The 25,572-nt window shown below is 71.2% G+C and carries 22 protein-coding genes and 1 pseudogene; 14 read left to right on the forward strand and 9 right to left on the reverse strand.

Features of this window, described 5'->3' with window-relative positions; translation table 11 throughout:
• The first annotated feature begins 4 nt into the window (after positions 1-4).
• The 3 genes from ACGFIO_RS32335 (at position 5) to ACGFIO_RS32345 (ending at position 2,525) form a co-directional block, all read left to right on the forward strand.
• Positions 5-394, forward strand: a complete 390-nt coding sequence (locus ACGFIO_RS32335) for a cupin domain-containing protein (protein WP_392831975.1) — start codon at positions 5-7, stop codon at positions 392-394.
• Between the two features lie 198 nt (positions 395-592).
• Positions 593-1,051, forward strand: coding sequence for a MarR family winged helix-turn-helix transcriptional regulator (locus tag ACGFIO_RS32340; RefSeq protein ID WP_392831977.1), 459 nt, complete (start codon positions 593-595; stop codon positions 1,049-1,051).
• Positions 1,052-1,352: 301 nt separating this feature from the next.
• The gene (locus tag ACGFIO_RS32345; protein WP_392831979.1) at positions 1,353-2,525 is read left to right on the forward strand and encodes a peptidoglycan recognition family protein; all 1,173 of its coding nucleotides are present in this window, start codon (positions 1,353-1,355) and stop codon (positions 2,523-2,525) included.
• 49 nt (positions 2,526-2,574) lie between these two features.
• On the opposite strand, the gene ACGFIO_RS32350 is transcribed toward ACGFIO_RS32345, so the two are convergent.
• A complete protein-coding gene (locus ACGFIO_RS32350) occupies positions 2,575-4,557 on the reverse strand; it encodes a TPM domain-containing protein (protein ID WP_392831980.1) in 1,983 nt (660 codons plus the stop codon).
• Between the two features lie 130 nt (positions 4,558-4,687).
• On the opposite strand from ACGFIO_RS32350, the gene ACGFIO_RS32355 reads away from it, so the two are divergent.
• Positions 4,688-5,773, forward strand: a complete 1,086-nt coding sequence (locus ACGFIO_RS32355) for an S-(hydroxymethyl)mycothiol dehydrogenase (protein ID WP_392831982.1) — start codon at positions 4,688-4,690, stop codon at positions 5,771-5,773.
• Entirely contained in the window at positions 5,773-6,354 is a 582-nt protein-coding gene (locus tag ACGFIO_RS32360; protein WP_392831985.1) for an MBL fold metallo-hydrolase, read from the forward strand. The genes ACGFIO_RS32355 and ACGFIO_RS32360 overlap by 1 nt, the downstream gene beginning before the upstream one ends.
• Here ACGFIO_RS32360 and ACGFIO_RS32365 read toward each other — a convergent pair.
• Positions 6,351-7,697, reverse strand: a complete 1,347-nt coding sequence (locus ACGFIO_RS32365; protein WP_392831988.1) for a trehalase family glycosidase — start codon at positions 7,695-7,697, stop codon at positions 6,351-6,353. The genes ACGFIO_RS32360 and ACGFIO_RS32365 overlap by 4 nt on opposite strands.
• Before the next feature lie 123 nt (positions 7,698-7,820).
• Positions 7,821-8,891, reverse strand: coding sequence for a DNA polymerase ligase N-terminal domain-containing protein (locus ACGFIO_RS32370; protein ID WP_392831990.1), 1,071 nt, complete (start codon positions 8,889-8,891; stop codon positions 7,821-7,823).
• A gap of 67 nt (positions 8,892-8,958) precedes the next feature.
• Between ACGFIO_RS32370 and ACGFIO_RS32375 the strand changes: the two genes are divergently transcribed.
• Positions 8,959-9,627, forward strand: coding sequence for a helix-turn-helix domain-containing protein (locus ACGFIO_RS32375; protein WP_392831993.1), 669 nt, complete (start codon positions 8,959-8,961; stop codon positions 9,625-9,627).
• Positions 9,628-9,678: 51 nt separating this feature from the next.
• Here ACGFIO_RS32375 and ACGFIO_RS32380 read toward each other — a convergent pair whose 3' ends face one another.
• A complete protein-coding gene (locus ACGFIO_RS32380) occupies positions 9,679-10,068 on the reverse strand; it encodes a VOC family protein (protein WP_392831996.1) in 390 nt (129 codons plus the stop codon).
• 141 nt (positions 10,069-10,209) lie between these two features.
• Between ACGFIO_RS32380 and ACGFIO_RS32385 the strand changes: the two genes are divergently transcribed.
• The 3 genes from ACGFIO_RS32385 (at position 10,210) to ACGFIO_RS32395 (ending at position 14,417) form a co-directional block, all read left to right on the forward strand.
• Complete coding sequence (locus ACGFIO_RS32385; protein ID WP_392831999.1) at positions 10,210-11,319, forward strand: FAD-dependent monooxygenase; 1,110 nt, start codon at positions 10,210-10,212, stop codon at positions 11,317-11,319.
• A gap of 123 nt (positions 11,320-11,442) precedes the next feature.
• On the forward strand, positions 11,443-13,200 hold the full coding sequence (gene ctaD / locus ACGFIO_RS32390; protein ID WP_392832001.1) for a cytochrome c oxidase subunit I: 1,758 nt from the start codon (positions 11,443-11,445) through the stop codon (positions 13,198-13,200).
• Between the two features lie 587 nt (positions 13,201-13,787).
• Complete coding sequence (locus ACGFIO_RS32395; RefSeq protein ID WP_392832004.1) at positions 13,788-14,417, forward strand: class I SAM-dependent DNA methyltransferase; 630 nt, start codon at positions 13,788-13,790, stop codon at positions 14,415-14,417.
• On the opposite strand, the gene ACGFIO_RS32400 is transcribed toward ACGFIO_RS32395, so the two are convergent.
• From ACGFIO_RS32400 to ACGFIO_RS32420, 5 genes are all read right to left on the reverse strand, one after another.
• Entirely contained in the window at positions 14,418-16,655 is a 2,238-nt protein-coding gene (locus ACGFIO_RS32400; protein ID WP_392832007.1) for a putative bifunctional diguanylate cyclase/phosphodiesterase, read from the reverse strand.
• 200 nt (positions 16,656-16,855) lie between these two features.
• Positions 16,856-18,073, reverse strand: a complete 1,218-nt coding sequence (locus ACGFIO_RS32405; RefSeq protein ID WP_392832010.1) for an MFS transporter — start codon at positions 18,071-18,073, stop codon at positions 16,856-16,858.
• A gap of 68 nt (positions 18,074-18,141) precedes the next feature.
• Positions 18,142-18,723 (reverse strand): isochorismatase family protein, encoded by a 582-nt coding sequence (locus tag ACGFIO_RS32410; protein ID WP_392832013.1) that lies wholly within the window; start codon positions 18,721-18,723, stop codon positions 18,142-18,144.
• Between the two features lie 11 nt (positions 18,724-18,734).
• On the reverse strand, positions 18,735-20,012 hold the full coding sequence (locus ACGFIO_RS32415; RefSeq protein ID WP_392832016.1) for a nicotinate phosphoribosyltransferase: 1,278 nt from the start codon (positions 20,010-20,012) through the stop codon (positions 18,735-18,737).
• Between the two features lie 9 nt (positions 20,013-20,021).
• Entirely contained in the window at positions 20,022-22,658 is a 2,637-nt protein-coding gene (locus ACGFIO_RS32420; RefSeq protein ID WP_392832019.1) for a LuxR C-terminal-related transcriptional regulator, read from the reverse strand.
• Between the two features lie 111 nt (positions 22,659-22,769).
• Between ACGFIO_RS32420 and clpS the strand changes: the two genes are divergently transcribed.
• From clpS to ACGFIO_RS32445, 5 genes and pseudogenes are all read left to right on the forward strand, one after another.
• Positions 22,770-23,060, forward strand: coding sequence for an ATP-dependent Clp protease adapter ClpS (gene clpS / locus ACGFIO_RS32425; RefSeq protein ID WP_392832021.1), 291 nt, complete (start codon positions 22,770-22,772; stop codon positions 23,058-23,060).
• A 14-nt stretch (positions 23,061-23,074) separates the two neighbouring features.
• Complete coding sequence (locus ACGFIO_RS32430; protein WP_392832024.1) at positions 23,075-23,575, forward strand: DUF2017 domain-containing protein; 501 nt, start codon at positions 23,075-23,077, stop codon at positions 23,573-23,575.
• A gap of 54 nt (positions 23,576-23,629) precedes the next feature.
• A pseudogene (locus ACGFIO_RS32435) lies at positions 23,630-24,117 on the forward strand (Mov34/MPN/PAD-1 family protein).
• Between the two features lie 54 nt (positions 24,118-24,171).
• Positions 24,172-24,486, forward strand: coding sequence for a MoaD/ThiS family protein (locus tag ACGFIO_RS32440; RefSeq protein ID WP_392832026.1), 315 nt, complete (start codon positions 24,172-24,174; stop codon positions 24,484-24,486).
• Positions 24,487-24,491: 5 nt separating this feature from the next.
• On the forward strand, positions 24,492-25,457 hold the full coding sequence (locus ACGFIO_RS32445) for a PLP-dependent cysteine synthase family protein (RefSeq protein ID WP_392832028.1): 966 nt from the start codon (positions 24,492-24,494) through the stop codon (positions 25,455-25,457).
• Positions 25,458-25,572 lie beyond the last annotated feature (115 nt).

Raw genomic sequence — 25,572 nt, forward strand, 5'->3', positions numbered from 1 at the left:
AGTCATGGAAAAGTGGACGATCGCCACCGAGGCCGAGAAGAGCCCCGATTTCCGCCGGGTTCTCTGGACCGGTGAGCACACGCAGCTTGTGGTCATGACGATCCCGCCCGGCGGTGAGATCGGCGAGGAGGTCCACGAGGTGGACCAGATCCTGACCTTCGTCAGCGGCATGGCGAAGGCCAAGGTCGGCGGCGAGACCCGCAACGTCGAGCAGGGTGACCTGGTGGTGGTCCCGGCCGGCAAGAAGCACAACTTCGTCAACGACGGGCCCAACCCGCTGGTGCTCTACACCGTGTACGGCCCGCCCGAGCACGCCGACGGCGCGGTGCACAAGACGAAGGAGGAGGCGGACCGGCTCGAGGAGGAAGGCAAGGACGAGCCGCCCAACTCGTAACAATGTTTAACCGGCGCCGGAACCGGCCGAGGCCCCCCAGCCAGCCGGTTCCGGCGCCGTGCCTAGGGTGAATTCCTCGTGCAGAGTATCGGTGACGTTCAACTATGTCGATCGAGCTGCCCGTTTGTGTGATGACGCATGCACACACTGGCCACCCGGTCGATGCCCCCGCGCCGACCCTTAACTAACCTGCCTTCCATGGACGAGCCACGGTGGTTGACCGACGAGCAGCAACAAACGTGGCGCAGGTTCGTCGCCGTCCTCTTCAAACTCCCCGCCGGCCTCGAGGCGCAACTCCAGCGCGACGCTGGTTTGACACATATGGGTTACCTTGTGCTCGCCAGTCTCTCCGAGGAGCCGGACCGCCGCCTCGCGATGAGCAAACTGGCCAAGAAGGCCACCGCGTCCCTGTCCCGGCTCTCGCACGTGGTCGCTCGTCTCGAGGCCCAAGGGTGGGTACGCCGTGAGCGCGACCCCGAGGACGGCCGGGTCCAGATCGCCGTGCTGACCGACGCGGGCTACCGGAAGATCGTCGAGGCGGCACCGGGTCACGCCGAGGCCGTACAGCAGGCCGTCTTCGACCGTTTGACGCCCGCCCAGGTCAAGCAGCTCGCCAAGCTTTGTGACAGCTTCCTCGAGCCTGGTGACCGCGCGTAGCCGGAGTGCCTGAAACTACCTCCGATCCCGGTCCGAACGCTTGCAACCCCGAACGACGCCTCAGCCGCCGCGTCATGGAGTGCGTGGCGCTCCCGGTGCCGCCGCGTCGCTGTTCCTTCCGGCGCGGTTGTGTGGCCGTTCTCCCGGGCGGTCGCGTGGCCGCCTCCTTCCTGATGCGGCCGCGCGGCTGCTTCTTCCGCTGAGGCGGTCGTGTGGCTGTTTCTTGTCCTGAGGCGGTCGTGTGGCTGCTCTCCCCGGGTGTGGCCTGGTGTTCGTGACCGACGACCTCGGAGGTTCCCCCGTGCCGACCCGACGTTCCCTCCTGATCGGCGCCGGTGCCGTCGGTGTGGCGGCGGCCCTCCCGGCGGCCGGCCTCTACGCCGCGCACCGGGCCGACGCCGACGACACCGAGCTGGTCCCCGACATGCTCGCCCACGACCGGGGCCTGGCCACGGGTAGTCAGGTCACCGGCACCGAGTTCGCCCTGACCCACCTGGCGGTCCGGGCCACCGGCCCCGCGGCGGTGCGGCTGCGTACCCGGACCGGCTGGTCGGACTGGCGGGACGTAGCCGGATGCACGGCCGGCAACGACCGCAAGCCCGGCGGCCGGCTGCTGCTCGCCGACGGCGCCTCGGGTTACGAGGTGCAGGTCAAGAACGGTGGCACGGCGTCGGTGCTGGAGTTGAACGCGGTCGACGGGCCGCGCCACCGGACCGCCGCGCCGCTGTCCACGCTGCGCCCACCCGCCGGCTCACAGCTTCCTCCTGCCCTGCGGGCTGGTTCGTCTTCCGGTCTGCCGTTCCATGGCCGGCCGCGCTATTCGTCGAGGGCGGCCTGGGGTGCGGACGAGCGCTACCGCCTGGAGCCGGACGGCGTCACCCTGGACACTCCGCCGGACTTCCACCCGGTGCAGACGCTGACCGTGCACCACAGTGGCGGCGGCGAGCAGGAGAACGACGGCATCGACGCCGCCGCCTGGATGCGGGCGATCTACTACATGCAGGCGGTCGAGTACGACTGGGGCGACTTCGGCTACCAGCTCGCCATCGACGCCGACGGAAATGTCTACGAGGGCACGTACTCCGACCCCGACCCGGTGCCGGTCTTCGGCCCGAAGCTGTCGCCCGTCCACCGGCCGATGGTCGTCACCGGCTCGCACGTCGGCGGCTTCAACGCCGGCAACATCGGCATCTGCCTGATCGGCCACTTCATGACCAGGCAGCCGACCCCGGCGGCGCGCCGCTCGCTGACGGCAGTGCTGGCCATGCTGTCCGCGGTCTGCGGCCTGAACCCGACCGGCACCAAGAACTACGTCAACCCGGTGAACGCGAAGACCGCCACCATCGACACCATCTCCGGCCACCGCGACTGGCACACCGCCACCCCCGCCGCCGGTGAGACCGACTGCCCCGGCGACGTCTTCTACCAGACGTTCACCCAGCTCCGGCACGACGTGCGCGACCTGCTGCGATAGTCCGCCGAGGCCGTGTTTCGCAGCCCCGGCCGGACTGCGGGACACCGGCCTAAAACCTGCCTCCTGCACTGCGTCTGCCGGAGCCGCCACCCGTGCGGCGGCTCCGGGAGGCGCTACCCCCGAAACCGCCCCCGCTCCACGAGCCCCGGCTGTGCGACCGGCCGCGGTATCCGCCCCCGCTGCTCGCCCCGGTCAGTAGCCCACCCAGGATCGCCCCGAACAGCGAGTCGTCCCCGGCCGGCACCGGCGGCAGTTGTCCCCCGCCGAAGCGCAGCACGTCGTCGCGGGCGATCCGGCTCGACGTCGCCGCGAGGCTCTGCGCCTGCTGGGCCTTGGTCACGGCGGTCACCGGGTCGGCCGCGGCGAGGCTTTCCGCCTGGGCCAGGTGCCGCTCGGCCTCGGCCAGCGTGGACCGGGCGCTGGTGTCGACCGCGCCGCGCCGCGTCGTGATGTAGCTGTTCGCCGCCGCCACCTCGGCCCGCGCCACCGGAAGGGCCTGGGCGAGCAGGCTCCGGGCGCGGGCGGCCCGCTCGGCGGCGTCCCGGGCGTCGGCCAGGGCCTGGTCCAGCGCGGCGTCGGCGGCCTGGAGACGGGCGGTGACGCCGATCGGGTCCGGAGTGGGGCCGGCCAGCTCGGCGCGGGCCTGCGTGAGAGCCTGGTCGGCAGTGCTCATCGCGGCGGTCAGGGCTCCGGCCTCGGCTCCGGCCGCTGCCGCCGTACCCGCCGCGGCCGCCGCCATCGCAGCACCGGCCGAGCCGGCCGCATCGGCCGTTCCCGCCGCCTGGCTCGCCGCTGTCTGAGCCGCGGTAGCGCTGGTCAGCGCGGCCCGACCGGCCGCGACCTCGGCCTCGACCTCCATGACCAGCGTGTCCGCCGCCTTTCGCGCGGCGTCGTGGGCGGCGACCGCCTCATGCACCGCCGCGACCAACTGCTCGGCCTGATCAACGGCCTGCTCAGCCGCCCGCACAGCAAGCGCCGCCTCGGCCCGATCTCCACCCGGCGTCGCGGCGGCCTGAGCGTCACCCGGCGCTGCCTCGGCCCGATCTCCACCCGGCGTCGCGGCGGCCTGAGCGTCACCCGGCGCTGCCTCGGCCCGATCTCCACCCGGCGTCGCGGTGAACGCGCCGGACTCCCCGGCCGTGCTCGCGGTCTCGGCTCCGTTTTCTTTCCCGGGTGGCGCGGAGCCGGGCGGCGTCTTGTCGTTGAGCGTGGCGTGCGCGCGGGACAGCGCCGTAGCGGCGAAGGTCAGGCGCTCGGTGGCCTGGTCGACGTTCGCGCTGACGGCGGTCACGGCCGGTCCGGCGTACCGCGAAGTGAGGGTTTGAAGCGCCGTCGTCGCCGCCGGAAGCGTCGCGGTGATCTCGGCCCGGCGGCGCTCCACCTCGGCGGCCACCTCCGCCGCGCGGCCCTCCAGGTCGCGCAGTTCGTCGAAGGCCTCCGACTCGGCGTCGAGCCGGGCGTCCGCGTCCTTGCCGAGCTGGATGATCTCGGTGAGCGTGCGGCGCAGGGTGGCCAGGTCGGGGCCGGGTGCCTCGTCCAGCGTCACCCGCAGCCGGAACGCCTCGGCCACGTCCTGCCGGGATGCCTCCAGTGCCGCCCGGAAGCGCTCGGTCGCCTCGGCGCCGTGCTGTCTGGTCGCCATCCGCAACTCGCGCTCGCTCGCCCGCAGGTCGTCGTCCAGTGCGAGGAGCAGGGCGTCGGCCTCGGCGGTGAGGTCGTCGACGGTGGGGCCGGACGGCGTCGTGGCCTGCGGGCGGTCGGTCACCGGCGCCCGGCGGCGGCGAATCACGACCCAGGCGATCGCGCCGCCGAGGATCACCACGAAGAAGATCAGCACCCAGATCAGCGTGGTGGAACCGGACGACGTGGCCGCGGCCCGGTAGCCGTCCGCCGCCGCAACCATCGCGCCGGCGTCGTCGACCACCTGGGTGGCGAGCCGGAACGGCTGGCCGGCGCGGGCGGGCGCCGGCGGGAGAAGCACGGCGGCCAGCGCGATGAGGGCCAGCACGCCGTGGCGGAGCTTCGGGGTCACCAGGACAACCTAGATGGACGCCGAGACCGGGGCGAGCGGCCTGTGGACAAGCCGCCTGTGGATAACCGCGAACCATGCGTAATCCGTGATTGGATTCTGGAGCCGGAAACAACGGAAAGGTGGTTCCGCCGTGAGTCAGCAGGTGAAGGGCGTCATCTCCCGGGCCAAGGGAGCGCCGGTCGAGGTGACCACGATCGTCGTGCCCGACCCGGGTCCCGGCGAGGCGGTGGTCAAGGTGCAGGCCTGCGGCGTCTGCCATACCGACCTGCACTACCGCGAGGGTGGCATCAACGACGACTATCCGTTCCTGCTGGGCCACGAGGCGGCGGGCGTGGTCGAGTCGGTGGGCGCCGGGGTCACCGACGTCGCACCGGGCGACTTCGTGGTGCTCAACTGGCGCGCGGTCTGCGGCAATTGCCGGGCCTGCGACAAGGGCAAGCCGTGGTATTGCTTCAACACCCACAACGCGACGCAGAAGATGACGCTGGAAGACGGCACCGAGCTGTCGCCGGCCCTGGGCATCGGCGCCTTCGTGGAAAAGACGCTGGTCCACGCGGGGCAGTGCACCAAGGTCGACCCGAAGGCGCGACCGGCCGCGGTGGGCCTGCTCGGTTGCGGCGTGATGGCCGGCATCGGCGCGGCGATCAACACCGGCGGTGTGAGCCGCGGCGACTCGGTCGCGGTGATCGGCTGTGGCGGCGTGGGCGACGGCGCGGTCGTCGGCGCGGCGCTGGCCGGGGCCACCACGATCATCGCGATCGACACCGACGATCAAAAGCTGGAGTGGGCGCGCAAGTTCGGCGCCACGCACACGATCAACGCCAAGGGCGCCGACGTGGTGGCCGAGGTGCAGAAGCTGACCGGCGGCTTCGGCGCCGACGTGGTGGTCGAGGCGGTGGGCCGGCCCGAGACTTACAAGCAGGCGTTCTATGCCCGCGACCTGGCCGGGACGGTGGTCCTGGTGGGCGTGCCGACCCCTGAGATGACCATCGAGCTGCCGCTGCTGGACGTGTTCGGCCGGGGTGGGGCGTTGAAGAGCAGCTGGTACGGCGACTGCCTGCCGACCCGCGACTTCCCCATGCTGACCGAGCTCTACCTGCAGGGCCGGGTCGACCTGGACGCGTTCGTGACCGAGGAGATCCGGCTCGACCAGGTCGAGGAGGCGTTCGGCAAGATGCACCAGGGCGGCGTGCTCCGCTCGGTGGTGATCTTCTGATGCGGGTCGACCACGGGGTCACCAACGGGACGTTCTCGCTCGACGGGCACACCTTCGAGGTGGACAACAACGTTTGGGTGGTGGGCGACGACGACACCTGCGTGGTGATCGACGCGCCGCACGACGTGGACGGGATCCTCGGCGTGGTGGGCGGCCGGCGGGTGACGGCGATCCTCCTGACCCACGCCCACGATGATCATGTACGGGTGGCGCCACAGCTCGCCGAGGCCACCGGGGCACCGGTGTACCTGCACCCGGCCGAGGAACCGCTGTGGAAGCTGACACATCCCGACCTCCCGATGCCTGAGCCGCTGGCCGACGGGCAGGAGATCGCCGGCCTCAGGGTGCTGCACACGCCGGGGCACAGCCCGGGGGCGGTCTGCTTCTACGCGCCCGAGCTGGGCTGTGTGTTCACCGGTGACACGCTCTTCCACGGCGGCCCGGGCGCGACCGGGCGGTCGTTCAGCGACTACGACACCATCGTGAAGTCGATCAAGGAGCGGCTGTTCACGCTGCCGTCGGCGACAGTGGTGCACACCGGCCACGGCCGCGACACCCTGATCGCCAGCGAGACGGTCTAGCCGGCCGCCGCGTACGCCCGGACCGACTTGTCGGCCAGCAGGTCGAGGGTGAGCGCGGCGGTCCAGCTGAACTGGGCCGCGCCGATGCCCTCGCCGGTGTTCGGGTGGAAGTACTCGTAGTGGCCGGAGCCGTGGACCAGGCGCAGCATCGAGGTGCGCAGTTCCTCGGCCTCGTCGGGGAATCCGTGACGGGCCAGGCCGCGGCGCAGGAGCCAGTTCACGTTGATCCAGACCGGCCCGCGCCAGTAGCGCAGCGGGTCGAAGTCGGGGGCCGTGCGGTCGTAGCTGGGCACCGGGAGCATGGTCTCGCCGGGCAGGCCGAACCGGGGCGAACGGGCCTCGGTCAGGATGGCCTCGACGTGCTCGGAGGGCAGGCCGGGCAGGATCAGCGGGAGCAGGCCGGTCACGCACCGGGCGGGGCTGAGCGTGTTCGTGCGTACGTCACGAGCCCGGAAGGTTTGTGTCTGCTCGTCCCAGAGCCGGTCGACGATCGCGGTCGTGATCGCGCGGGCCCGGGCCTGGTGCACCGACGGGTCGGCGCCGACCACCTTGGCGATCTTGCTGAGGGCGACCTCGGCCGCGCCCAGGATCGAGTTGAAGCCGGGGCACTCGACCACGAAGTCGTGGCGGGCGGCCAGCTCGTGGTCCGAATAGCCACGCTCCTTGTAGCTCACCACCAGGTGCACGTAGCGGGCGTAGTCCAGGTCGGTCGGCCGGTGCGCGGCGTCGGCCACCTCGAGGTCGCGGCGACGGAAACGGCGGAGCAGGTCGAGGTCGGCCGGCACCCGGGACATCGCGGCATCCCAGGCGGGACTGTTGTCGACGCCGGACTCCCACGGGTGCACCACGCTGGCCAACCCGCCACCGCCCGCGTCGCGCCGGCGGGTCAGATATTCCTGCTGCCGGACCAGCCGGGGATAGAGCCAGGCCAGCTCCTCGGTCGCCTGCTGCGCGCAGGCCGCGCCGTGCGACGTCGAGCGGCGGTAGACCTCCCACGCCGCGATCGCATGCATCGGCGGCTGGACCAGGCTGGTGCTCCCGCGGGCGGGCCGGGCGGCGTAGGCGGGCACATCCCAGAAGGCGGGGCCGGGAAAGTAATCACCCTCGGGCACCGACGGGTCGAAGACGATGTGCGGCACGCGGCCGTCCGGCCACTGCGCCTCAAAGAGGCTGCGCAGGTCACGCCAGGCGCGGCCGGGGTTGACGTAGGCGAGCCCGATCGCGATGAACGCGGCGTCCCAGCTCCACTGATGGGGGTAGAGGCGGCGGGACGGGACCATGTGGTCGGTCGACCAGTTGGCGTCGAGGACGTTGACGGCGGAGTTCCAGAGTTCGGCAGACATCACGTTGTTCACTGGTCGGGTCGTCGGATCGGCTGCTAGATGCATATCAACATAGACCCTTTCCGCCGTAACGCCTCCGTAATCCTCTCGTCATCGGCTGATCATGTGGCGGCTGAAGGGAAATCACGCGGAGATCAAGAGCCACTGCCGGCTGCGCCGACCGGGGAGGTACGGGGAATCGAGGCGTTTCGCGACCACGGCCGAGAGTCCTTGCGCCGTGGCGGCCTCCAGCGCGAAGGCGCCGCCGCCGGGGAAGAACGGTGGCGTCTGCCAGTGGTCGCCGGCCACGCCCAGCCCTTCGAGTAGCTCACGCCGCTGGGCGTAGCCGACCGCCTCGACCGTGGCGTGCCCCTCCAGCCACAGCAGGTCGTACGCCAGGAACTGCACCGGAGCCCGCTCGGACTGCCGCCGGGCCGCACCCGCGTCCCTGGGCGCTGTGCGTTTCTCGAGCCGGGCCGGTGACGGCGCCGTCCCGTCGAAGGCCACGATCTCGCCGTCCAGCACCACCTCGGTCGGCGCCAGCGCGTCACCGAGCGGGCGCAGTTCCGGGTACCACGAGGTCACGTCCGTGCCGCTCGCGTCGAGCAGCTTGAGCCGGCCGCCGGAAACGTACCCGATCGTGCGTCGCCCGGCCCAGCTCAGCTCGTACCCCCAGGCCGTGTCGTCGGGCGGAAGCCCGGCCCCGCGCGTAGCCGTCATCGGCGCGATCAGCTCGGGCATGCTCTCCCAGCCGGGCTCCGGCGGGTCCATCCGCCGGACCATCCAGTCCTTGCCGTCGGTCTGGAAGAAGACGTATCGGCCCGAGGTGCGCTCGCCGCGGAACGTGACACTTATCTCGTCCGAGCGCCATTTGTCGGTTTCGTAGGTGCCGGTGTCGTGGATCAGCATCCGGCCGCCGCCGTACTCGCCGGCCGGGATCTCGCCGTGGAAATCCAGGTATTCCAGCGGGTGGTCCTCGGTGTGTTTGGCCAGGTTGTTGCGCTTCTGGTCGCGGGGGAGGCCACGCGGGACGGCGAACGAAACGAGCACGCCGTCGCGTTCCAGCCGCACGTCCCAGTGCAACGCGCGGGCGTGGTGCTGCTGGATGACGAACCGGTTCTCCCGCTCGCGCGGCGCCGGCTTCGCCTCGGGAACCGGCTCGGGGGTGCGCTTGGCGTCGCGCTTGCGGCGGTACTCGTCGAGGCGGTCACTCACGGCTGTCATTCTCCCGCCCGGCGCTCCGGGGGAGAAATTTGTCGTACGCCTGTGCGAAGGTTCCAGCATGTACTCGGAACGACCCGCCGCCGGTCTGCCGCATGTGATCGCCTGGCGTTCGCGTACCCCGCCGGGCGGCCGCACGACGCGCGTGCTGCCCGACGGCTGCATGGATCTGATCTGGCATGCCGGTGACGTCTTCATCGCCGGCCCGGACACCGCCGTGCAGCTCTACCCCGAGCGCGCGCCCGGGCCGATCTTCGGGCTGCGCTTCGCCGCCGGCACCGGCCCGCAGGTGGTGGGCGTGCCGGCCGACGAGCTGACCGACCGGCAGGTCCCGCTCGACCAGGTGTGGTCGCCGGCCGAGGCGCGGCGGATCGCCGATTCCGACCGGCCCGGCGAGGCGTTACGCGCGGTTGCGATGGCGCGCTGGCGGGCCCCCGACCCGGCTTTGGTCGAGGTCGCGGCCCGGGCGTGGGCCGGGTGGCCGGTCGACGCGATCGCCGGGCGGCTCGGCCTCAGCGCGCGGCATCTGCAGCGCCGGGTCAAGACCGCTTTCGGGTACGGGCCCAAGACGCTGACCCGGATCCTGCGCATGCAGCGGGCGCTCGCCCTGGCCCGGGGCGGCACGCCGTTCGCCTCGGTGGCCGCGCTCGCGGGCTACGCCGACCAGGCGCACCTGTCGCGCGACGTGTGCGCACTGGCCGGTGTGCCGCTGCGCACCCTGGTCACGTGACGCGCCTTCGCGGTCAGCTCCGGTCACGTGACAACGGCCTCGCGGTCCGGGTCACCTGATCCAGGCGAACAGGTCGACCACGCGGCCGTCCGGGTCCTTGATCTGGGCGTACCGCTGACCCCAGGGTGCGTCCCACGGCTCCTTGTGGCTCGCGTAGCCGGCCTTGACCAGGCCGGCGTGCACTTCGTCCACCTCGGCCGGAACGTCACAGAGAAAGGCCAGGCCGCCGGCGCCCTCCGGGCCAGGTGTCCAATCCGGATCAAGTTCTTCGAGGGAGGCGTACGAATCGAACATCAGCCGGATGCCACCGGGTAATACAGCCTCGGCGTGCGGTGCGGTGTCCTGCTCGGCCGGGATGTCGAGGCCGAGCGCACGGTAGAAAGCCAGCGTCGTCGCCATGTCGGCGGCGGCCAGGCCGATCGCGTTGAAAGTAGGTGCCATGCGGGAGACGCTACGAGCGTTGTCACCGGTCCGTCTTGAACAAATCGGACGCCGACATGATCACGGGTTCCGCGCGTTGGTGGCGGCGGGTAGTGTCTTGGCTCCGACGCGTGTCCATCTCCCCTCGGAGGCGTTGCTCCGATGACCATGCGCATCCTCGTCGTGGGTGCCGGGATCGCCGGTCTTGCCGCGGCCAGGGGCCTGCGGGTCGCCGGCTTCCGGCCCGACGTGGTCGAGGAGCTGCCCGCTTCGATGCTGCCCGGCGCCGGGATCTTCCTGCCCGGCAACGCCACCCGCGCGCTGCGCGTGCTGGGCCTCGACGCGCCGCTGCGGCCGCTCGGCGACCTGATCTTCCGGCAGGTCTTCTGCCAGGCCGACGGGACCAGACTCTTCGAACTCGACGTGGCCGCGCTCTGGGCCGGGGTCGGCGAGTCCCGGGCGCTGGCCCGCGCCGACCTGCAGCAGGTGCTGCTCACCGGAGTCGGCGGCGAGGTTCGCTACGACACCGCGGTCACCGACATCCAGATCGTCGACGGCGCGGCCAAGGTCGAGTTCTCGGGCGGCCGGATCGCCGAGTACGACCTGGTCATCGGAGCCGACGGGCGGCGCTCCACGGTCCGGGCCAAGGCCGGGCTGGGCGGCCCGGCCACGCCGACCGGTCAGATCGTCTACCGCAGCGTGGTCAACGGCGGCCCGCAGCTCAGCGACTCGACCGTCCTGCTCGGCGAGCGTTCCTCGTTCACCGTGATGCCGATGGGCAGCCGCCGGCTGTACTGCTACGCCGACGAGACGCCCGAGCCCGGCACGCCCAACCCGGACGATCCACTGGCCCGGCTCCGCGAGTTGTTCGCCGGGTTCGGTGGCCCGGTGCCGGCGATCCTCGACGCGGTCGAGAAGGTGCAGGTCGCCCGCACCGACGAGGTGGTGCTCGACCGGTGGTCGAAGGGCCCGGTGATGCTGGTCGGCGACGCCGCGCACGCCACCGCGCCGACGCTGGCCCAGGGCGCGGCCATGTCGTTCGAGGACGCCGTGGTGCTCGGCGAGGTGCTGCGGGCCCGGCCCGACGACATCCCGGGCGCGCTGGCCGCGTACGAGGTCCGTCGCCGCCCGCGCTGTGAGCAGGTACGCACCCGTACCCGGGAGCGCGACGAGACCCGGGACGTGTCGCCGGGGGAGCGCGACCCGATGCTCCGCAGCCGCGGCCAGGCGATCTTCGCTGATCAGTACCGGGAGCTCGCGCGGCCCGTGTGACACCGCCGCCGGGTTTGGTCACCCCCCGCCCGTGAACCCCGACCGGGGGACTATTCTGCCTGCGAGGCACGCCTTTTCCTTCTGGCGTACTGAGAGGGACGAACGAGACACCGGAGGCTATTCGTGACGACCGTCGCGCCTAAGCCGATCGTGACCCGGCCCTGGCCGGTCCGACCCCAGGTCAAGGGTTCGGCGATCGCGCGGATCCTGCGCACGACGGACGCGAAGCAGATCGGGATCATGTACATGATCACGGCCTTCGTGTTCTTCCTGCTGGGCGGCCTCATGGCGCTGCTGATGCGCGCCGAGCTGGCCCGTCCCGGCATGCAGTTCCTGTCGCCCGAGCAGTACAACCAGCTGTTCACCATGCACGGCACGATCATGCTGCTGTTCTTCGCGACGCCGATCGTGTTCGCCTTCGCGAACTTCGTGGTGCCGATCCAGATCGGTGCCCCTGACGTCTCGTTCCCGCGGCTGAACTCGTTCGCGTACTGGCTTTACCTGTTCGGCGGGCTGATCGCGATCGGGGGCTTCCTGACTCCCGGTGGCGCCGCCGACTTCGGCTGGTTCGCGTACACGCCGCTCAGCGACGGCCTGCACTCGCCCGGCATCGGCGGCAACATGTGGGTGGTCGGCCTGGCGCTGTCCGGTCTCGGCACCATCCTCGGTGGCGTCAACATGATCACCACGATCCTGACGCTGCGCGCCCCCGGCATGACCATGTTCCGGATGCCGATCATGACGTGGAACATCCTGGTCACCAGCCTGCTCGTGGTCCTGGTGTTCCCGTTCTTCGCGGCCGCTCTGTTCGCGCTCGCCGCCGACCGTGTGCTCGGCGCGCAGGTGTTCAACGTGAACACCGGCGGGCCCATGCTGTGGCAGCACCTCTTCTGGTTCTTCGGGCACCCCGAGGTGTACATCGTGGCGCTGCCGTTCTTCGGCATCATCACCGAGGTCATCCCGGTGTTCAGCCGCAAGCCGGTGTTCGGCTACAAGGGCCTGGTGTCGGCGACCCTGCTGATCGCGGCGCTGTCGATGAGCGTGTGGGCGCACCACATGTTCGTCACCGGCCAGGTTCTGCTGCCGTTCTTCAGCTTCCTGAGCTTCCTCATCGCCGTACCCACCGGCATGAAGTTCTTCGTCTGGATCGGCACAATGTGGCGCGGCCAGATCAGCTTCGAGACCCCGATGATGTTCGCCATCGGCTTCCTGGTGACATTCCTCTTCGGTGGCCTCTCGGGCGTGCTGCTCGCCGCCCCGCCGATCGACTTCCACGTGTCGGATTCCTACTTCGTCATCGCGCACTTCCACTACGTGCTGTTCGGCACGATCGTGTTCGCGGTGTTCGCCGGCATCTACTTCTGGTTCCCGAAGATGTTCGGCCGGATGCTCGACGACCGGCTCGGCAAGGTCCACTTCTGGCTGACCTTCATCGGGTTCCACGCCACGTTCCTGGTGCAGCACTGGCTGGGCACCGAGGGCATGCCCCGGCGGTACGCCGACTACCTGGCCTCGGACGGCTTCACGTTCCTGAACACGTTCTCGACCATCGGCAGCTTCGTGCTCGGCGCGTCGACCCTGCCGTTCATCTACAACGTGTGGAAGTCGTACAAGGTCGGTGAGCTCGTCACCGTCGACGACCCGTGGGGCCACGGCAACTCGCTGGAGTGGGCCACGTCGTGCCCGCCTCCACTGCGCAACTTCGACCGCATGCCGCGCATCCGCTCCGAGCGGCCGGCCTTCGACGCGAAGTTCCCCGAGCTGGCCGCCGGCGCTCAGCTGGCCGGCCCGCCGGAGGGCGGTGCCCGCCCGCTGACCAGCGAGTCCGACGGCGGCGCGACCTACCAGGAAGACGTCAGCGGCAACGTCGACACCAAGTAACACCCACCGATCAACGAACGGCCCGCCGGGACAGGCGGGCCGTTTCCGTGTCGCCGGTCGTCGCCGGTCAAGGCCCGGCACGCCGAGCTCGGCTTCACCCAGCCTCAGTTCTGGCTGCTCCGCAACCTCTCGCCGAGCGAACTCGGGCCGGACGGCGGCGGCGGGCTGACCGTTCCCGAGCTCCGGATGGCGATGAGCTCCTACCTCCGCACCGAGGACGACCTGGACGCCGAAGCCGAGACGCTGGTGGAGCGCGGATGACTCACCCGCGGCCCGGCGGGGCGGCTGCGGATCACCGACGCCGGCGAGGCCGCGCCTCGATCTCAAGTCGCATGCGCCGGCGATCCGGAACGGCTTCAAGTTGATCTTCTGGGAGTGCTGATCCGTCCGTGAGCGCCACAGCGGCCCGCCGGGATCGGCGGGCCGCCGCGCTCTCCAAGGGAGCTGGTCGCGGCGTGGAGGAGGGCGCTGGCTGCGCGGGCGGAGAAGGCGCTGGCTGCGCGGGCGGAGAGGGGGATGGTTGCGCGGGCCGAGAAGACGGGCGGGGATCACGCCGCTCGATCGCCACCGCGCTAGGGTCGCGGATCGTGGATCTGGACAACATGCGTGACTCCTACAGCCGGATCGCGGCCGACTACGCCGCGGCGCCGCCGGGGGAGGGGCGGCTGACGGTCGAGCGGGCGCTTATCGGGATCTTCGCGGATCGGATCCTGACCGGCGCTGATCGGACAGTCGCCGATGTCGGCTGTGGACCGGGCGAGCACACCGCGGTTCTACGCGAGCGGGGGCTGGACGCCTACGGGCTGGATCTGGCGCCGGGGATGGTTGCCCTGGCCCGGCGGAACCACCCGGGGGTTCCATTCGAGGTGGGTTCGATGAGCGACCTGGGACGGGCCGACGGCTCGCTCGGTGGGGTGCTGTCGGCCTACTCGATCATCCATGTGCCTCGGGCGGAGCGGGCGGGAGTGCTGGCCGAGTTCTTCCGGGTGCTGGCGCCGGGCGGGCTGGTCATGCTCGTCTTCCAGGTGGGGGACGAGCAGGGGCGGCGGGAGGACTTCAACGGGCACGCCGTCGGAATCGACTGGTACCGGCTGCAGCCCGATGAGGTGGTCGGGCTGCTGCGGGCGGCCGGCTTCGAGATGTGGGTACGCGCGGTGCACGAGAGCCAAGGTCCCGACCCGGCGCCTCAGGCGTACCTGATCGCCGTGAAGCCCTGATCAGCGGAACGACCAGTCCTGGGCAGTGACCAGCTCGGCCGCCTCGGTGGCGCTCACCGGCTTGGCGAACAGGTAGCCCTGGCCGATGTCGCAGCCCAGCATGGCCAGCTCCGCGGCCTGGGCCGACGTCTCGATGCCCTCGGCCACGGTGGTCAGATGCAGCACCTGGCTCAGCCGGATCACCGCCTCGGTGATGGCCGAGCCCTGGCTGGTCCCGTCCAGTTCGGCCACGAAACTGCGGTCGATCTTGAGGATGTCGACGGGAAGGCGCGCGAGGTACTGCAGTGACGAGTAGCCGGTGCCGAAGTCGTCGATCGCGACACGGACGCCGTGGGCGCGCAACTCGGTCAGGGCGGGAATCGCCACCCGCTCGTCGATGATGGCCGACTCGGTGATCTCCAGAACCAGGTCCTTCGGGGCCAGCCCGGTTCGCTCGAGCACCCCCAGCACATCGCCGACCAGGGCGCTGTCCTGCAGCTGGCGCGGCGACAGGTTGACCGAGGCGTACAGGTGCGGGGTGGTCTGCTGCCAGGCCCGCACCTCGCGGCAGGCCTGCTCCAGCACGTACCGGCCGATGCCGTTGATGGTGCCGGTGCGCTCGGCCAGCGGGATGAAGTCGAGCGGGCTGACCAGCCCGCGGGTGGGGTGGTGCCAGCGGACCAGGGCTTCGGCACCGACCGGGCGCCCGGAGGCCAGATCGATCATGGGCTGGAAGAGGACCCGCAACTGGCCGCTGGCGACCGCGTTCTCCAGGTCGTTGCTGAGCGTGGTGTCGTCGCCGCGGCGGTCGATCATCCCCGGGTGGTAGACGGCGACGCCGTGGTTGCCGGCCCGCTTGGCGTGGTACATGGCCATGTCGGAGTGGCGCAGGACCAGGTCGCCGCTGTCGTCGGGTGCGTCGACGGCCACCCCGATGCTGCACCGGTGGACGATGGTGTCGGCGCCGACGCGGACCGGCCGGGCGTGCGCGGCGCTCTGGATCCGGTCGGCTATCGCGCGGGCGTCCTCGGGCCGGCCCAGGTCGCGAGCCAGGACCAGGAACTCGTCGCCGCCGACCCGCGCGGCGAGATCACCGGCGCGGACCGAGCCGCGCAGCACCTGGGCGAACTCCATCAGGACGAGATCGCCGGCGAAGTGCCCGTACGTGTCGTTGACGCTCTTGAAACCGTCGAGGTCGATCGCCAGCACCGCGACGTGCTCGCCGCGCCGCAGGCAGCGGTCGAGAACCTGCTGCAGGCCGACCCGGTTGGCCAGGCCGGTGAGGTGGTCGGTGATCTGGGACTGGCGGCTGTCGCGCATCGACACCAGCTGCCGGACCGCGACCCCGCCGGCCATCACCACCAGGCCGAGGACCATCCCGCCCCACTTCAGCAGGTTCTCGCCTTCGAGGGTGACGGTGATCATCAGGACGAGGCCGGCGCCGACCGCGGCGTACGGGAAATAGGCGAGCCACGGTGACAGCAGCGCGCCGGTGAGAGGCACGTCCCCGGAGCTCCGCCGGGTCGCCGAGTTCTCCAGCACGGCCGCGACGGTCATCAGGAGCAGGGCGCCGACGAAGGTCAACGTGGCCAGCAGCGGCCCGGTGGCGTAGTTGCCGTCGTCCCCGATGGCGTTGAAGATGCTGTCCGACACCAGGTAGCCGCCCATGCCGGCGACCAGCAGCGAGGACGACAGCGAGGACTCGCGCACCCCGCCGCGCAGCAGGTAGGCGCTGATGCCGATGAGCAGGAGCAGGTCGCCGATCGGGAAGCCGACCTTCATCAGCGCCGTCTGCGCGGTCACGCCGGCCTCCAGGTGCGGCTGCAGCGTGAAATGCCAGACGAACATGAAGCCGCAGCCCAGCACCGCGACCGCCTCGCCGGTCAGCGCCCACCGCTGCCGATCCATCAGGTGCGCGGCCGGGAAGCTGACCGCGGCCAGGGCCAGCAGCGGGTACGTGAGCATGGCCGCCGCCGCGCCGACCCACCAGCCCGGCGGCCCCGGTACCGGGTTGATCGCCAGCAGGAGGTCGGCGACGCCCGACGAGAACCGGGCCGCGGCGGCGAGCTGCCAGGCCCGCCGGTGCACGCTGTCCCGGGCGGCGAGCAGGCTCACCACGGCTCCGAGCAGGTCGAGCACGGTCATCGTGGCCGCGGTCACTGCATTCTGCATCTCGGGCCGGGTCAGGACCACCGCCTGGCCCGCCAGCGCCACGGCGACCAGGACCGCCACGGCACCGGCCACGCGGTGATGCCTCATGTAAGCCTCATCGGCACGGAAAGAGGCGGTTTGAGCCGGACCGGTGAAGCCTGGTCAGTGGATGGGAGCGGGCACGGAAAGCGGCAGTTGAGCCGGACCGGTGAAGCCTGGTCAGTGGATGGGAGCGGGCGCGGAAAGCGGCATGGCGGCCCAGGCCTGGACGAGGCTGCCGGCGGTTGAGCCGGACCGGTGAAGCCTGATCAGTGGATGGGAACGGGCGCGGGGGAGACGGGAGCCGCGGCGGCGGCCCGGCGGCGGCGCAGCTCGGCCGGCAGGACGGCCAGGGCGACCAGGGCGCCGACCGAGCCGACGGCGGCGAAACCCCACGGCGGGGACTGCCAGTCCATGACCACGCCGGCCAGTGGGGCGCCCAGGGCCACGCCGACCGTCAGGGCCGAGTTGTGCCAGCCCAGCGCCTCGCCCCGGGCCGCGGCCGGGATCATCCGGCTGACCGCGTCGGCCGTGGCCGTGATGGTGGGAGCGCACAGGGCGCCGGCCGGCAGGATCAGCAGGGCCAGCAGCCACCAGTGGCCGCCGCCGAGGCCGACCGGAATGGTCAACAGGGCCATCGGGCCGAACAGCAGCAGCGGCGGCAGGCCCCGCCGGACCGTGCCGTAGAGGAAGCCGCCCAGCAGCGAATATGCCGCCCAGGTGCCGAGGACCGCGCCGGTCCAGGTGATCTCGCCGGACTCGCGCAGCACCGCCACCACCGACACGTCGGTGCCGCTCAGCACCAGGGTGGTCGCCATGGTGATGGCCAGGATGCCGATCAGGCGCGGGGTCAGCCACTGGCTGCGCGGCACCCGCGCCGCCTCGGCCGACGGGGGCGCCTCGTCGTGGGCGCGGATCGGCGGGTTGAGCAGGAACAGGCCGGCCCCGGAGACGAGGATGCCGGTGCCGACCGCGTACATGCCGACGTGGCCGCCGGCGGTGGTGGCGATCAGGACGCCCAGGGCCGGACCGGCCATGAAGCTCAGCTCGGTGGTGATCGAGTCGAGGGCGAACGCGGGCAACCGGTGCGACTCGGGGGCCAGCGCGGCGATCGACTGGCGGGCCACGGCGAACGCCGGCAGGGCGAAGAAACCGCCGAACACCGCGGCGATCAGCAGGGCCCAGTACGGCAGGGAGGGCGCCGAGAACCAGAACAGGCACTCGGCCACCGTGGTGAACACCAGCACCGGGCGTAGCCCGCGCCGGTCGGTGATGCGGCCCATCACCGGTGCGCCGAGCGAGCCGCCGAGCGTGCACGCCGTGCCGGCCAGGCCGGCCAGGAAGTAGCCCAGCCCGAGATCCTGCACCACGTGCAGGGTGAGCGTCACCGTGCCCGCGGCGATCGGGACGCGGGCCAGCGTGGCCACCACCAGCAGCGACTTGATGCCGCGCAGGGCGAGGGTCTCGCGGTAAGGCGTGAGTGTCATGACGGTCCTAACCTCCGTCTGACATCCTCGCCGCTCGGTACGACAAGTTTCGAGTCAGTTGACGCGGATCACGTGGCGTCGACGACCGGCGTGCCGGTCGTGGCCACCGAGGCGGCGGCGAACTGCGCGAGGGCGGCGTCGGTCGAGGCGCGGGCCACGCCGGCGGTCAGTTCCAGCAGCACGGTGGTGGCGAAACCGGAGGCCGCGGCGTCGAGCGCTGTCGCGCGTACACAATGATCCGTCGCGATGCCGACCACCTCGACCTCGGTCACCGCCCGCGCGCGCAACCAGTCGGCCAGGCCGGCGCCGTCAGCCGAGACACCCTCGAAGCCGGAGTAGGCCGCGGCGTGCGCACCCTTCTCGAAGACCGCCTCGATGCGGTCCCGGGTCAGCTCGGGATGGAAGTCGGAGCCGGCCGTGCCGACCACGCAGTGGGCCGGCCACGAGTCGACGAAGTCGGGGTGCTCGCTGAAGTGGGCGCCGGGATCGATGTGGTAGTCCTTGGTCGCGACCACGTGATCCCAGCGGTCGCCGGCGCGGTCCAGCACCAGGCTGATCCCCCGGGCCACGGCCGCACCACCGGCCACGGCCAGCGAGCCGCCCTCACAGAAGTCGTTCTGCACGTCGACGATGATCAGCGCGCGGGTCATGACAACCTCCTTCAGGCGATCGTGACCGGGATGGCGGGGTCGCCCGCGGAGAGCTTAAGGCCCTCCCACGGGATGGAGATGAGGCATTGACGCAGATGCTCGCGCCCCTCGGCCAGGGCGGCGGCGGGCTGGATCTCGCCGCCGGCCACGAACGAGCGCTGGAGCAGGCGGTCGTTCGACTCGTGATCGGGTACGCCCTGCGGAACGACGATCTCCTCGGTGGCCGTACCCGTCGGCTTGTGGCGCCGTACCGCGGTCTTGCGCCCACCGACCGTGGCCTTGTTCTCCGACCGCTTGACCACCGGGCGGCCCTCGACCTCGACCAGCTTGTAGACCAGCCCGGCGGTCGGTGCCCCGGACCCGGTGACCACGGCCGTTCCGGCGCCGTAGATGTCGACCGGTTCGGCGGCGAGCGCGGCGATCGAGTACTCGTCCATGTCACCCGAGACAATGATCTTGGTCTCGGTGGCGCCGAGCGAGTCGAGCAGCTCACGCGAGTGCTGGGCCAGCACCGACAGGTCACCCGAGTCGATCCGGACGGCCCGCAGGTCGGGGCCGGCCACCGCTATCGCGTTGCGGATGCCCTGGGCGATGTCGTACGTGTCGACCAGCAGCGTCGTGTTCTTGCCGAGCGCGGCCACCTGAGACTGGAAGGCGGTCAGCTCGTCGTCGTGCAGCAGCGTGAACGCGTGCGCCGAGGTGCCCGTGGTCGGAATGCCGTAGCGCCCGCCCGCGGCCAGGTTGGAGGTGCTGGCGAACCCGGCCAGGTACGCCGCCCGGGCCGCGGCCACGGCGCTGCTCTCGTGCGTACGCCGCGAACCCATCTCGATGATCGGACGCCCGCGCGCGGCGGTGACCATGCGGGCCGCCGCGGCCGCGATCGCGCTGTCGTGGTTGAGCACCGACAGGATCAGCGTCTCGAGCAGCACGCACTCGGCGAACGTGCCGGAAACCGTCAGAATGGGCGATCCGGGGAAGAACAGCTCACCCTCGGCGTAGCCGTCGATGTCGCCGGTGAACCGGAAGTCGCGCAGCCAGGCCAGCGTGTCCTCGTCGACGATCCGCGCCGACCGCAGGAAGTCGAGCTGCTCGGGGCCGAACCGGAAGTCGCGGATCAGCTCCAGCAGTCGCCCGGTGCCGGCGACCACGCCGTACCGCCGGCCGGTCGGCAACCGCCGCGCGAACACCTCGAACACGCTGTGCCGGTTGGCGGTGCCGTCGCGCAGGGCGGCACTGACCATGGTCAGCTCGTACTGGTCGGTGAGCAGGGCGGGGGCTAGTTCAGTCACCGACCCACCCTATTGCGGCAGAGATCGAAGCGCGGGGGCGAGCTCGACCCGGCCGTTGACGCCCAGCTTGGCGTAGACCCGCTGCAGGTGGTTCTCGACCGTACGCGGCGACAGGAAGAGCTGGTCGGCGATCTCCCGGCTCTTCGCACCGTCGGCGGCCAGTTCCGCCACCTGCCGTTCGCGGGTGGTCAGGGCCGGCTGAACCGTGCGCAGGGCCGGCGTCCGCAGCACGTCGCACCGGGCCAGCACGTCGCCGAGCAGCGTGGACGCGGCCAGAGCCTGCGGGTCGCGGGCGGTCCGGAACAGCCGTACCGCGGTGGCCGCCGCCTCGGCCGCGTAGGTCAGGTAGCCGCGGGCCTGGAAGTCGCGGGCGATGGCCAGCAGCCCCTCGGCCGAGGAGTCGGCCGCGGCCCGGGCGTGCCGCAGCAGCAGCGGCGCCACCGGGCCGCCGGGCACCGCGCCGAGCAGCGCCGTCATCCGGTCGGCGGCCAGCTCGGGGCGGCCCAGCCGGACCAGGTCGTGCAGGGCGAGCAGTTCGTGCCCGGCGAACCCGTCGACCCGCAGCCGCTGGACCAGATCCTGGAGCAGGCGTACGGCCCCGATCAGGTCGCCGGTGCAGGCCGCCACCCAGGCCCGGCAGCGGGTCAGCCAGGGGTAGTCGGGGCCGTTGCACGAACCCGGCGCCCGGTCGGCCATGGCCAGCGCCTCCCGGGCCACCTCGGGCTCGCCGCGCAGCGCGGCCACATGCGCCCGGTAGGCGTGCGTGTTGCCGTCGTAGAGCCGGTTCGACGCCACCGCCGCACAGGCCTGCTCGCACGCCGCCAGGGCCACGTCGGTCCGCCCGCGCAGCCACGCCGCCTGCGCCTGCAGCAGCGACACCCAGGCCGAGCCGACCCCGAAGCCGCCGGTCTGGACCAGGTCGGCGAACTCGTCGGTGAGGATCCGGTCGATCGCCGGCAGGTCCAGCGCGACCGCCACCCGGGTACCCAGGGCCATCGGCAGGACGTACTGCAGGGTGGGGTTGTCCCGCCGCCAGGCGCCGCTGCCGGCGGCCACGTCGGCCAGCAGCCCGGCACTGGCCGCCGGGTCGCCACCGGCGGCGGTCAGGAAGGCCAGCACACAGCGGGCCATCTCTTTGGCCGGGGCGGTGGCCGCGTCGTCGGCGAGCACCTGGGCGGCCAGCAGGCGGGCCTGCCGCAGCTGCAGCAGCTGCATGCGCATGAGCGACTCGACGGCGCGGGCCCGGGCCCGGTCGGCCGGGTCGTCGATCCGGGCCAAGGTCAGCTCGTCGGCGGTCTCGGCCCGGCCCAAGCCCCAGAAGCCGACGGTGGCCCGGGCGATCAGCCGGCGCGCGGGCGGCCCGTCGGCGGCCTGGTCGAGCGCGGCGACCGCCTCGTCCGGCCGGTCGGCGAAGAGCAGCACCGTGGCCAAAAGCTCGGCCGCGTCGTAGCCGGCGCCGTTGGCCCAGGCGGCCGAGGCCAGCCGCTGGGCCAGCCCGAGGTCGAACCGGCCGAACGCCTGCACGGCCGCGTCCAGCAGCAGCCGGCCGTCCTGGGCGGTGCCCGAGTCGAGCCGCCACACCGCCACCCGGAGCAGGTCGTCGCGGCGTCGTGCGCCGGTGCCCTCGACCAGGTCGGCCAGTGTGGCGTGCAGGCGGCGGGACCGGGTGGCCGGGCTGTGCTGGCGGACCACCTCGCCGTAGAGCGGATGGGCCAGCCGGACGTCGCGGCGGCGCCCGTCGGAGTAGACCCGGATCAGCCCACGCTCCTCGGCCGCCTCGACGTCGGCCGGCACGCAGCCCCGGATGACCAGGTGCAGGCCGATCGGCTCGCCGAAGGCGACCAGGTCGAGCACGTCGCGGACGCCGGGGGTGAGCCCGCCGATGCGGGCGTCGATCAGATCGGCCAGGCTCGGGGCCAGGGTGAGTTTCCCGGTCCAGCACCACATGCCGTACGAGCGGGAGATCTCGCCACCTTGCCGTGCCGCCATCACCAGCTCGCGCAGCAGCAGCGGGTTGCCGCCGGCGAACCGGGCCAGCCGTTGCGCCGAACCGGTCTCCAGCGGCCCGCCGAGCATGGTGGCCAGCAGCTCGCGCGACTCCTCGGTGCTCAGCGGCAGCAGGTCGGCGTGCGAGACCAGTCCCTCGGTCCACAGCGCGGCGATCGGGGCGGGCGCCGGCTCACCGGTGCGCCGGGTGCCCAGCAGCGTGGCGCCCTCCCGGACGAGCAGGTGCACCAGCGCGGCCGAGGTGCGGTCGAGCAGGTGCACGTCGTCGATGGCGAGCACCAGCCGCAGCCCGCCGGCGTCGGTCCGCAGCGCGTCGGCGGCCCAGCGCAGCAGCCCGGGCGCGGACAGCCCGGCCGGCGGGTCGGGCGGGAGCACCTGGGCCAGGCTGCCGAAGGGCAGACCGGTGGCGCCGATGGTGGCCGAGGCGGAGAAGACCGCGTACTCCTCGGCCGGTAGAGCCTTTGTCGCCTCGCAGAGGAGCCGGCTCTTGCCGATGCCGGGATCGCCACAGAGGATCAAGCCCCTCGGTTCGTGACTGGAGGATGCATTGTCCGCGGCTCGGATGAACCGGTCCAAGTCGCCGGTCCGCCCGACGAAGTCCCAGTTGCCCACGGAGGGCAGCATATCGAGATCCGTCACGGTTGTGTCACTACCAGTACCTCTGCCAATTGTGTCCGGAGATCGGTTCGTGACCTGCGATTGAGGGTTCCCATTCCACGGTTGCGCCGTTCCGGTGGCACGATGGTGGGCATGGCGCTGCCCCAGGTCGCTCCCGTCGAGACACCGGAGATCGAGGAGACACCAGCTGACGACCGGCCCTGGGTGACCATCGTCTGGGATGATCCGGTCAACCTGATGTCGTACGTGACCTGGGTTTTCCAGAAGCAGTTCGGCTACAGCCGGGAGAAGGCCGAGAAACTCATGCTGGACGTGCACAACAAGGGCAAGGCCGTGGTTTCCACCGGCGCCCGCGAGCGGATGGAATTGGACGCGTCGCAGTTGCACGGATACGGTCTGTGGGCGACGGTCGACCGGGCGTGAGGGTGGATTGAGGCATGTTCCGACGCAGCGGCAGCGAGTGCGTGGCCGCGTTCGCCATCGACGAGGTGCGGGTGCTCCGCAAGGTCGCCGGTGAGGTCGTCGACCTGCTCACCGACGGCTTCGACCGCGGCGATCCGGTGGTCGACCGGCTCTTCCCCGACATCTATCCCGACCTCCCCGAGGATTCGGCCGAGTTCCGGCAATACACCGAGGGCGAGCTCAAGACCGGCAAGATCGACCAGGCCGGCGCGATTCTGGCCGCGCTCCCCGACGACGGGCCGGGTGAGGTCCGCCTGGACGCCGAGACCGCCGAGGCCTGGCTGCGGGCGATCAACGACGCGCGGCTGGCCATGGGCACCCGGCTCGACATCGCGGCCGACACCGACCTGGGCGACGAACTCGACGACGCCGTCCTGCACGACCCCGCCTCGAGCCGGGTCTTCCAGCTCTCCGTGTACGCGTACCTGGGCTATCTGCAGGAATCGCTGCTGAATTCCCTGCCCGAGATCGACTGAGCTGTGGCCACGGCCACGCCTGATCATGCAAAAGCTGCCGGTAATGTGAAGGGCGTGCTCACCATCGACAGCTCGATCGTCCAGGCGATCGTCGCCCACGCCCGCCGGGACCACCCCGACGAGGCCTGTGGTGTCGTCGCCGGCCCGATCGGGAGCGACCTGCCGACCCGGCACATCGCGATGGACAATGCCGCCCGCTCGATGACCTTCTACGAGTTCGACTCGATGGAACAGTTGCGGGTCTGGCGCGAAATGGACGACAACGACGAGGAACCGGTCGTCATCTACCACTCGCACACGGCCACCGAGGCCTATCCGTCGCGGACCGACATCTCCTTCGCCGGCGAGCCCGGCGCACATTACCTCCTCGTCTCGACACGTGAGCCTGACGTTGAGGAGATTCGCTCGTTCCGTATCGTGGACGGTGTGGTGACCGAGGAAGAGGTCAACATCGTGGATGCGACGGTAGAAGTGTGATGGTGCAGACGTACATGTTCGGGCAGACCCCGGCGTCGGTCTTCTACGAGTGTCGCTGTCGCTGAGCAAGCGGCCCACTCCCGACCTCGTCTGCAACTCTTTCTAGGAGCATCACCGAAATGGCTATCGAAGTTCGCGTTCCTACCATCCTGCGCAGCTACACCGGCGGTCAGAAGGTCGTCGAGGGTTCCGGCGCCACACTGTCCGGCCTGATCGACGACCTCGACGCCAAGCACAACGGGCTCAAGGGCCGGCTGATCACCCCCGAGGGTGGCCTGCACCGCTTCGTCAACATCTACGTCAACGACGAGGACGTGCGCTTCCTCGGCTCGCTCGAGGCCAAGGTCGCCGACGGCGACTCCATCACCATCCTGCCGGCCGTGGCCGGTGGCGCGCTCGGCTTCGCCGCCGCCGCGGCCATCTACGGGAGCTAGCTCGCATGGCTCGCTACGAGAGCCTGCTTGACGCCGCGGGGGGCACGCCGCTGGTCGGCCTGCCCCGCCTGTCGCCGACGGTGCCCGACGGGGCGCCGCCGGTGCGGCTGTGGGCCAAGCTGGAGGATCGCAACCCGACCGGCAGCATCAAGGACCGCGCCGCGCTGTTCATGGTGCGCGAGGCCGAGGAGGCCGGCCGGCTCCGTCCGGGCGACACCATCCTCGAGCCGACCAGCGGCAACACCGGCATCTCGCTGGCCATGGTGGCCAAGCTGCGCGGGTACCGCCTGGTCTGCGTGATGCCCGAGAACGTCTCGTCCGAGCGCGTCCAGATACTCCGGATGTACGGCGCCGAGATCATCTTCTCGCCGGCCGCGGGCGGGTCCAATCAGGCCGTCGCCACGGCCAAGCAGATCGCCGCCGAGCATCCCGACTGGGTCATGCTCTTCCAGTACGGCAACCCGGCCAACGCCCGTGCGCACTACGAGACCACCGGGCCCGAGCTGCTGCGCGACCTGCCGACGATCACGCACTTCGTGGCCGGGCTGGGCACCACCGGCACGCTGATGGGCACCGGCCGCTACCTCAGGGAAAAGGTCGACGGCATCGAGATCATCGCCGCCGAGCCACGGTACGGCGAACTGGTCTACGGCCTGCGCAACATCGACGAGGGGTACGTCCCGGAACTCTACGACGCCACGGTGCTGAACCGCCGCTTCTCGGTCGGCACGCGCGACGCTGTTCTGCGTACCCGTCAGCTCATCGATGTCGAGGGGATCTTCGCCGGCTTCTCCAGTGGCGCGATCCTGCACGCCGCGCTGGCCGTCGCGCACGAGGCGGTCAAGGCCGGCCGGCGCGCCGACGTCGCGTTCGTGATCGCCGACGGTGGCTGGAAATACCTGTCGACCGGCGCGTACGGCGGCACTCTGTCCGAAGCGGAGGACGCCCTCGAGGGCCAGCTCTGGGCGTGAGCTTTTCAAGAGCGACATTCATGTCGTAGCGGGGTGGGTGGTGCGGACCGCTGCTCATTGGTGGACCCTTGTTGTTGTCCGGCTCGTTAGGGCCGGAGGCATCTGGATCCGTCGG

Origin of the sequence: Actinoplanes sp. NPDC049265, from assembly GCF_043197135.1 — a bacterium.
Taxonomy (GTDB): Bacteria; Actinomycetota; Actinomycetes; order Mycobacteriales; family Micromonosporaceae; genus Actinoplanes.